This window comes from Streptomyces sp. NPDC048417 (genome assembly GCF_040651615.1).
Taxonomy (GTDB): domain Bacteria; phylum Actinomycetota; class Actinomycetes; order Streptomycetales; family Streptomycetaceae; genus Streptomyces.
In genome coordinates this window covers 124714-132520 of record NZ_JBEZKI010000033.1, presented here as the reverse complement: position 1 = coordinate 132520, position 7807 = coordinate 124714, and the positions used below count along the sequence as shown (strand labels likewise).

The window sequence follows — 7807 nt, the reverse complement described above, 5'->3', positions numbered from 1 at the left end:
GTGCCGCTACGCGGCACGGGCTTGGGCCGGGAATCCGTGGCTTCCTGTTTCTTCGCGCTGTGCCGGGATTGCTCCTGGTCTTACCGGCGCTCCGCCGGCTGATACCGCCAGTCCGGCGGCCGTCTTCACGTTGAGTGCGGCATTGTGGTCCCGGTCGTGGACGCTGCCGCAGGCGGTACAGGTCCATTCCCGCACGTTCAGGGGTTTGGGCCCGTCCTTGACGCCGCAGGTCGAGCAGGTCTGGGAGGTCGGCTCGAACCGGCCGATCCTGACCAGGGTCCGCCCGTACCGGGCCGCTTTGTACTCCAGCATGCTGACGAACGAGGACCATCCGGCGTCGTGCACGGACTTGGCCAGCCTGGTGCGGGCCAGTCCCGCCACCGACAGGTCCTCCACGGCGATCCCTTGGTTCTCGGAGATCAGCCTGGTGGAGAGCTGGTGGTGGAACTCGCGGCGTGCGTCGGCAACTCTGGCGTGGGCGCGGGCGACCTTCAGGCGGGCCTTTTCGCGGTTCTTGCTTCCCTTCTGCTTACGGGACAGCTCCCGCTGGGCCTTCTTCGGCTTCTTCTCCGCGCGCCGCAGGAACCTCGGGGAGTCGATCTTCGTGCCGTCGGACAGGACCGCGATGGGGGTCGACGGAGTCTGGGGGAGGGTGAGGCCGAGGTCGATGCCGATGGTGCGGTCGGTTTCGGGCATCCGTGCCTGGTCGGCGGCGGGGTCGGTGTCGATGACGAAGGAGGCGAAATACCTGCCGGCCGCGTCCTTGATGACGGTGACGGAGGAGGGTGTGCTGGGCAGGGTCCGGGACCACTTCACTTTCACCGTGCCGATCTTCGGCAGGTTCAGGCGCCCTTTGTCGGTGATGGACCAGCGGGCGTTGGCGGTGAACCGGATCGACTGACGGCTGTCCTTGCGGGACTTGAAACGGGGAGCACCGATCTTGGGCCCCTTGCGATCGCCCTTGAGGGAGGCGAAGAAGTTGCGGTACGCAGTCTCGACGTCCCGCAGGGACTGCTGGAGCACCACCGCGGACACCTCGCCCAGCCAGGACCGCTCCACCGTCTGCTTCGCCTCGGTGATCAGCCTCTTGGACAGCTCTGCGGCCCTGGGGAACGGCTGCTTGGCCGCTTTGTCCTCCTCATGGGCGCGGACCGCGTCGTCGAACACGACACGGGCGCACCCGAACGCCCTCGCCAACGACCTCTGTTGGCCGGTGTCCGGGTGCAACCCGAAGGAGTACCGGAGCTGCATGACGATCACGATACGTACTTGGGTTATGGGCGACATGCAGAAGATCAGAGCTGGTAGGCACTGCACTTTCGTGATGCACGTCCATTTGGTCTTCGTGACCAGGTTCCGGCACAAGGTGTTCACCGATGCCTACTTGAGGCGTATGGAAGAGATCATGCGGTCGGTGTGTACGGACTTCGAGTGCGAGTGGTCAACTCCCTCAAGGGCGTCTCCTCCCGCCGCTTGCGCCGAGAAGTTCCCCGACCTGGTGCGCCACTACTGGCGGGCCAGCAAGCTGTGGTCCGGCTCCTACTTCGCCGGAACCGTCGGTGGCGCCCCGCTCTCCGTGGTCAGGCAGTACATCGAACAGCAGAACCGGCCGGTGTGAGCACCGCCCGGCTCCGCCGGGACCAGCCCGCGCGACGCTCCGCACCGCAGGCGAGGAACTGCGGTGTCCGGCTCCGCCGGACCTGAATCCGCGACGCTCCGCGTCGCCACCATCAGATTCGCTTCGCCACCGGCCTGAAGGCCGATGCACTGCGAATGAATTCCGGTAGCGGGCTCCGATGAACGGGGTGACATGGGCGCCGCTGCCTCGACCTGAGCCCGCCTTTGCGGACGACGGGGGCGTTCATGGAGGGCGGTCGCTGAGCTGACGGTCGTCACTGCGCCGACGGTTGTCACGGTGCTGACGGTTGTCACGGTGCTGACGGCCGTCACCGTGTCTGTGCGGACTACGTACCGGCGCCGTCTTCCGGGACGAGTACGACCTTGCCGGCGACCGTCCCGGACTCGGCGAGCCGCAAGGCCTCGGCGGCCCGGGTGAGGGGCAGCCGGGCGGCGATGCGGGCGGTGACCTCGCCGCGCTGGAGGGACTCGAACACCTGGGTGAGGTCGGCGCTCAGTCGGGCCCGGAAGCGGTCCTTGCCGAGGGCGCGGCCCTCCCAGACGTTGAAGAAGTAGGCGTGCCGGCCGTTGGGCAGCGCGTTCCACAGCCACACCCGGCCGAGGATCTTGAGTACGGGCAGCTGCTTGGAGCCCGAGTCGTCCCGGGTGGTGGCACTGCCGTAGGCGACCAGGGTGCCGCCCGGGGCGAGGAGCTGCCAGGAGTCGATGACGCTGCGCCCGCCGAGGTGGTCGAAGACGGCATCGACACCGCCGGGTGCCAGTTCACGGACCCGGGCCGGGACGTCCTCGGCGCGGTAGTCGACCGGGGTGACGCCCAGGTCCCGCAGGGCGTCGTGGTGACGGGCGGAGGCCGTGCCGATGACGTGCAGGCCCGCCGCGCGCGCGAGCTGGACGAGGACCGTGCCGACCCCGCCGTTGGCGCCGTGCACCAGGATCGTCCCGCCCTGCCGCACCCTGGCCTTGCGGTGGAGCATCTGCCAGGCGGTGATGCCGTTGACGACCAGCGTCTCGGCCTCCGCCGCGCCGACACCGGCCGGAACCTCCACGGCGTCGGCCGCGTCGAGCACGACGTGACTGGCCCAGCCGCCCACCTTGACCAGGGCCGCCACCCGCTTGCCGACGAGCCCGGCCGCGACCCCCTCGCCGGCCGTGAGCACCGTGCCGACCAGGTCGTAGCCCGGGACGAAGGGGAACGGCGGCTGGTCGTAGTAGCGGCCGCGGCGCATCTGCTGCTCCGCGAAGGAGACGCCGGTGGCCTCCATGCGCACGACGATCCGGCCGGCGCCCGGAACAGGGATCTCGCCGCGCCGGATCTGCAGACCTTCGGGCTCCACTATGCCCGGCAGGACGACCTCGACGAGCTGGGTGTCGGCTGCGGTGCCCTTGGGTGCTGCGGTTCCTGCGGTTTCCATGACGACCTCCATGACGATCTCCCTAGTGGGCGCAGTCGCAAGCGAGAGAGGTACTCGCTTCCGTTACAAGCTATAACTAACATGACTGGCACACGCTTAAGTGTCAAGTTATCGCGTATCGGGGTGCGCTAACTTCTGTTAGATGCCGTCTTGAGAGTGATAGGTTGAAACGGTCGGAACCATCGGAGAACACCACCCTGAAAGTCAGAGGCAAGGTCAGAGCCTCGGAAACCCGGCAACCTGAAGCGCCCGGGACGCCCGGACGCCCGGACGCCCGGGAATCGGGAGACCGAGAGGGCGGCAGCGAGAGGAGCGTGCAGGTCATGGCGGCAGAAGCGGTGAGCCCCCGCGAGCGGTACCGGAGCCAGGTGCGGGCCGACATCAAGGCGCGCGCCTGGAAGCAGATCGCTAAGTCCGGCGCGTCGGGCCTGTCCCTGAATGCGATCGCCAAGGAACTGGGCATGAGCGGCCCCGCCCTCTACCGTTACTTCGGCAGCCGGGACGAGCTGATCACCGAGCTGATCCGGGACGCCTACCGCAGCCTGGCCGGCACCTTCCGGGCTGCCGCCGACTCCCGGGCCGGCATCGAGGGCCTCGCGCGTGCCCTGCGCCGCTGGGCCCTCGACGACCCTCAGCGGTACTTCCTCGTCTACGGCACGCCAGTGCCCGGATATCACGCGCCCGACGACATCACCGCCATCGCCCGGGAGATCATGGCCGCGCTGCTCGACGTCTGTGCGGCGGCCGAGCCCGAGGCACCCGCCTCCGCCGGCTTCACCGCGCATCTCGCCCAGCACCGCCAGTGGGCCGATGGCCACCCCGCGTCGCCGGGGGTGCTGCGCCGGGCGTTGGCGTTCTGGACCCGGATGCACGGTGTGCTCTCCCTCGAACTTGCCGGGCAGTTCGCGGGCATGGGCTTCGACCCGGAGCGGCTGTTCGACGCCGAGGTGGCGGAACTGGCATCCGGCCGCTGACCCCACCCCGCCCGCCGCATCCCACCCCGCGGCACGCCACCCCACAGCACGCCATGCCACCTCACCACGTCGCAACGCGCCCGGCGGCCTACTTCCCGGGGAGTACGCGTGATCACCTCGCCGGGCTGACGCTCGCGCGGGCCGGCGCCGTCTAGCGTGGCGGACATGGACGAGCAGCGGGTACGGGAGCGCGGCCCTGCGCACTGGTGGCACTACGGGCCCCCGTGGTGGCAGCGCGCCGACGACGGCGTGGACGAGCCGGCGCGCGGCCGGCTGCCGTGGCGCACCACCGTCCCGTTCACCGTGCTCGTGCTGGTGGGCTCGAACTTCGCCGCCCACCAGCAGCCGCACCGCGAACCCCTCGACGTGTACGCCCGCCTGCTGCTCCTCGCCGCGTGCGCGCTGCTGCTGTGGCGGCACCGGCACCCGGTGCCCGTGGTGTTCGGCACGGCGGGGCTCGCCCTGGTCTACCTCGCGGCCGGCTACCCGTACGGACCGGTTTTCGCGGCCGTCGCCGTGGCCTGCTTCAGTGCCGTCGTCGCCGGGCGCCGCCGGGCTGCCTGGGCTGCCGTCGGCATGCTGTGGGGCGGTCACCTGCTGATCTCGCTCTGGCTGTACCGTCGGCTGCCGCCGCCGGGCGACACGGGTGCGAACCTCGGCAAGGAGACGATCATCGCCACGTGGGTGCTGATCATCGTCTCCCTGGCCGAGCTGGTCCGGCTGCGGCGCGAGCAGTGGGCGCGGGAGCGGACCGACCGCGCCCAGGCGGCCCGGCGCCGGGCGGACGCGGAACGGCTGCGCATCGCCCGCGAGTTGCACGACGTCCTGGCGCACAGCATCTCGGTCATCAACGTCCAGGCGGCCATGGGGCTCGCGCTGCTGGACTCCGACCCCGAGCAGGCCCGGTCCGCGCTCACCACCATCAAGGCCGCCAGCAAGGAGGCGCTCGGCGAGGTCCGTCAGGTGCTCGACACCTTGCGCGCTCCGGGAGACGCGCCGCGCGCGCCCGCTCCGGGCCTCGGGCGGTTGCCGGAACTGGTCGAACAGGCGGCGAGCGCCGGACTCACCGTGGCGGTGGAGGGGGAGTCGCCGCGGCTGCCGCCCGGCGCCGACCTGGCCGCCTTCCGCATCGTGCAGGAGGCGCTCACCAACGTCGTACGGCACTCGGGTTCGCGGCACGCGCGCGTGCGGCTCGAACACGGCGGAGGGGAGCTGCGGTTGCGGATCGACGACGACGGTCCCGCGACCGGCGCGGACGCGGGCGGCAGCGGGAACGGGCTGGCGGGGATGCGGGAGCGGGCGGCCGCGCTGGGTGGCACGATCGAGGCGGGACCGCGCGCCGACGGCGGCTTCGGGGTGCTGGCCGTACTGCCCTTGGACGACCGGGAGGACCGATGATCCGGGTACTGCTCGCCGACGACCAGTCGCTGGTGCGGGCCGGTTTCCGGGCGCTGCTGGACGCGCAGCCGGACATCGAGGTGGCCGGAGAGGCGGCGGACGGCGAGGAGGCGCTGCGTGAGGTGCGTGAACTGCGCCCGGACGTCGTCCTGATGGACATCCGCATGCCGCGTCTCGACGGCCTGGCGGCGACCCGCCGTATCACCGCGGAGGAGGAGCTGGGGGACGTCAAGGTGGTCATGCTGACGACGTTCGAGCTGGACGAGTACGTCTTCGAGGCGATCCGTTCCGGTGCCTCGGGCTTTCTGGTCAAGGACACCGAACCGGAGGAACTCGTGCGCGCCGTCAGGGCGGTGGTGGGCGGGGACGCGCTGCTGTCGCCGGGGGTGACCCGCCGGCTGATCGCGGAGTTCGCGGCCCGTTCCAAGGAGCCGGCCGCCGCCGACGCCCTTGCCCAACTCACCGAACGGGAAAGGGAGGTGATGGCCCTGGTCGGCATGGGCCTGTCCAACGACGAGATTGCCCGCCGCCTGGTCGTCAGCCCCCTCACCGCGAAGACCCATGTGAGCCGCGCGATGGTCAAGCTGGGTGCCCGCGACCGGGCCCAACTGGTCGTCCTGGCCTACGAGTCGGGGTTGGTGCGGCCGGGCTGGCTGGGCTGACGGGAACAACGGGGCGGACACCCACGGACACCCCGCCGGGCAGCCGGTCCGCAGTGCCTGGGGACCGGGGCTCTAACGCCCGGCCAGCGCCTCGGTGAAGTCGCGGGCCCGCCGGGTGATCTCCGGCCAGTCGCCGGCGGCCACCACGGCGGGCGGCACGACCTGCGAACCGGCGCACACCGCGCGGGCGCCGGCGGCCAGGAATCCGGCCGCGTTGCCCGCGTCGACGCCGCCCGAGGCCACCAGCGGCACGTCGGGGAAGGGTCCGGCCAGGTCGCGCAGGTAGCCGGGGCCGAAGGCGCGCGCCGGGAAGATCTTCACCGCGTCGGCGCCCAGGTCGAGGGCCAGCCCGACCTCCGTCGGTGTCAGGGCGCCCAGCACGACCGGCACGCCCGCCGCCGCGGCCACCTCGACGACCTCGGGGCGGCAGCCGGGGGTGACGAGGTAGCGGGCGCCCGCGTCGATCAGTTCCGCGGCCTGCGCGGCGGTCATCACGGTGCCCGCGCCGATGCCGTCGGCGTCGTCGGCGACGGCCCGGCGCAGATGGGAGGCGAGGGAGGGCGTGGTGCGCGTGAACTCGATCCAGCGGATGCCGCCGGCCCGCAGCGCCGCGCACAGCGCGGCGGCGTCGGGGATCTCCGGCGCGCGGACCACCGCGATCACCCGGTCCTTGGACAGCTGGGGAAGGAAGTCGGTCTTCATGGGCGGGAGTTCTCCTTCGGTGTGCTTCAGCGGGGTGCCGCGGCGACCCAGGCGTCGTCGTCCAGGGCGAGGAAGCGGTCGGTCTCCGTGCGCGGCGGCATGACCGGCACGTCGTCCCTGGTGCGCAGGGCCGCGGCGGCCGCGAGATGGCCCAGGCGCAGCCGGGAGCGTTCGTCGCGGTCCTCCAGGACGCCGGCCAGGTAGCCGGCCGCGAACGCGTCCCCCGCGCCGACGGGTTCGACCACCTTGGTCGGCAGTGACGGCACGAACGTGCGCTTCCCCTCGGCGTACGAGGTCGCCCCGTGCTCCGCGTCCTTGACGACGACGAGCGGCGCCGGGCCGAGCAGGGCCGCGATGTCGTCGGGACGGGCGGTCCCCCACAGGTCTTCGGCCTCGTCGCGTCCGACGAACACGATGTCGGCGGCGCGGGCCAGGGCCAGCAGCCCGGGTGCCGCGTCGCCGTCGCGCCAGAGCGCGGGCCGGTGGTTCACGTCGAAGGACACGAGCGGTCCGCGCCGGCCGCCGAGCAGGGCCTCCAGCAGTTGGACGCAACTGTCGGAGAGGGCGGCGGCGACGCCCGACAGGTGCACGACGCGGGCCCGGCGGAGGGCGGGGTGGGCGGCGAGTTCCGGTCCCATCCGGGTCGCGGCCGATCCACGCCGGTAGTAGTGCGTGCGGGTGCCGTCCGGACCGGGGTCCTTGAAGTAGACACCGGTCGGCCGCTCCGGATCGGTCTGTACGGCGCTCACGTCCACGCCCCGCGCGCCGAGTTCCGCGAGGATACGGCGGCCGAACGGATCGTCGCCGACGCGGCTCAGCCAGGCCGCGCGGTGCCCGAGGCCGGCCAGTGCGCAGGCGACGTTGGACTCGGCGCCGCCGATGCCGAGGCCGAGTGCGGACTGCTCGGCGAGCGGGCGGGCGTCCGGCGGGCTGAGGACGGCCATGGTCTCGCCGACGCACACCACGTCGGCCGGCTGGTCTTGACGGTCAGAGGACACGGTTGCTCCAGAAAAGGGGTGGG

8 protein-coding genes are annotated in these 7807 nt (G+C 71.7%); 4 read left to right on the top strand and 4 right to left on the bottom strand.

Annotation, left to right across the window (positions count from 1 at the left end; all coding sequences use genetic code 11):
• Positions 1-6: 6 nt before the first annotated feature.
• On the bottom strand, positions 7-1251 hold the full coding sequence (locus AB0D59_RS40560) for an RNA-guided endonuclease TnpB family protein (protein WP_362576257.1): 1245 nt from the start codon (positions 1249-1251) through the stop codon (positions 7-9).
• Between AB0D59_RS40560 and AB0D59_RS40555 the strand changes: the two genes are divergently transcribed.
• The gene (locus tag AB0D59_RS40555; protein WP_362576255.1) at positions 1250-1618 is read left to right on the top strand and encodes a transposase; all 369 of its coding nucleotides are present in this window, start codon (positions 1250-1252) and stop codon (positions 1616-1618) included. The two genes, AB0D59_RS40560 and AB0D59_RS40555, sit on opposite strands and share 2 nt — an antisense overlap.
• A gap of 346 nt (positions 1619-1964) precedes the next feature.
• On the opposite strand, the gene AB0D59_RS40550 is transcribed toward AB0D59_RS40555, so the two are convergent.
• Positions 1965-3050 (bottom strand): medium chain dehydrogenase/reductase family protein, encoded by a 1086-nt coding sequence (locus AB0D59_RS40550; RefSeq protein WP_362576253.1) that lies wholly within the window; start codon positions 3048-3050, stop codon positions 1965-1967.
• A gap of 323 nt (positions 3051-3373) precedes the next feature.
• Between AB0D59_RS40550 and AB0D59_RS40545 the strand changes: the two genes are divergently transcribed.
• The 3 genes from AB0D59_RS40545 to AB0D59_RS40535 all read left to right on the top strand — a co-directional run bounded on the left by AB0D59_RS40545 (position 3374) and on the right by AB0D59_RS40535 (position 6084).
• Positions 3374-4024, top strand: coding sequence for a TetR/AcrR family transcriptional regulator (locus tag AB0D59_RS40545; RefSeq protein WP_362576252.1), 651 nt, complete (start codon positions 3374-3376; stop codon positions 4022-4024).
• A 165-nt stretch (positions 4025-4189) separates the two neighbouring features.
• Complete coding sequence (locus tag AB0D59_RS40540) at positions 4190-5422, top strand: sensor histidine kinase (protein WP_362576250.1); 1233 nt, start codon at positions 4190-4192, stop codon at positions 5420-5422.
• Positions 5419-6084 (top strand): response regulator transcription factor, encoded by a 666-nt coding sequence (locus tag AB0D59_RS40535; protein WP_362576249.1) that lies wholly within the window; start codon positions 5419-5421, stop codon positions 6082-6084. The genes AB0D59_RS40540 and AB0D59_RS40535 overlap by 4 nt, the downstream gene beginning before the upstream one ends.
• A gap of 72 nt (positions 6085-6156) precedes the next feature.
• Here AB0D59_RS40535 and eda read toward each other — a convergent pair whose 3' ends face one another.
• Both eda and AB0D59_RS40525 read right to left on the bottom strand, forming a co-directional pair.
• Positions 6157-6786, bottom strand: coding sequence for a bifunctional 4-hydroxy-2-oxoglutarate aldolase/2-dehydro-3-deoxy-phosphogluconate aldolase (gene eda, locus AB0D59_RS40530; protein ID WP_362576247.1), 630 nt, complete (start codon positions 6784-6786; stop codon positions 6157-6159).
• Positions 6787-6812: 26 nt separating this feature from the next.
• The gene (locus AB0D59_RS40525) at positions 6813-7784 is read right to left on the bottom strand and encodes a sugar kinase (RefSeq protein WP_362576245.1); all 972 of its coding nucleotides are present in this window, start codon (positions 7782-7784) and stop codon (positions 6813-6815) included.
• Between the last annotated feature and the right edge of the window lie 23 nt (positions 7785-7807).

What these genes read in the sequence shown, in the direction of transcription:
- AB0D59_RS40555 (WP_362576255.1), top strand. Translation starts at nt 1,250, where the DNA reads ATGACGATCACGATACGTACTTGGGTTATGGGCGACATGCAGAAGATC.
- AB0D59_RS40560 (WP_362576257.1), bottom strand. Translation starts at nt 1,251, where the DNA reads ATGCAGCTCCGGTACTCCTTCGGGTTGCACCCGGACACCGGCCAACAG.
- AB0D59_RS40550 (WP_362576253.1), bottom strand. Translation starts at nt 3,050, where the DNA reads ATGGAAACCGCAGGAACCGCAGCACCCAAGGGCACCGCAGCCGACACC.
- AB0D59_RS40545 (WP_362576252.1), top strand. Translation starts at nt 3,374, where the DNA reads ATGGCGGCAGAAGCGGTGAGCCCCCGCGAGCGGTACCGGAGCCAGGTG.
- AB0D59_RS40540 (WP_362576250.1), top strand. Translation starts at nt 4,190, where the DNA reads ATGGACGAGCAGCGGGTACGGGAGCGCGGCCCTGCGCACTGGTGGCAC.
- AB0D59_RS40535 (WP_362576249.1), top strand. Translation starts at nt 5,419, where the DNA reads ATGATCCGGGTACTGCTCGCCGACGACCAGTCGCTGGTGCGGGCCGGT.
- eda (WP_362576247.1), bottom strand. Translation starts at nt 6,786, where the DNA reads ATGAAGACCGACTTCCTTCCCCAGCTGTCCAAGGACCGGGTGATCGCG.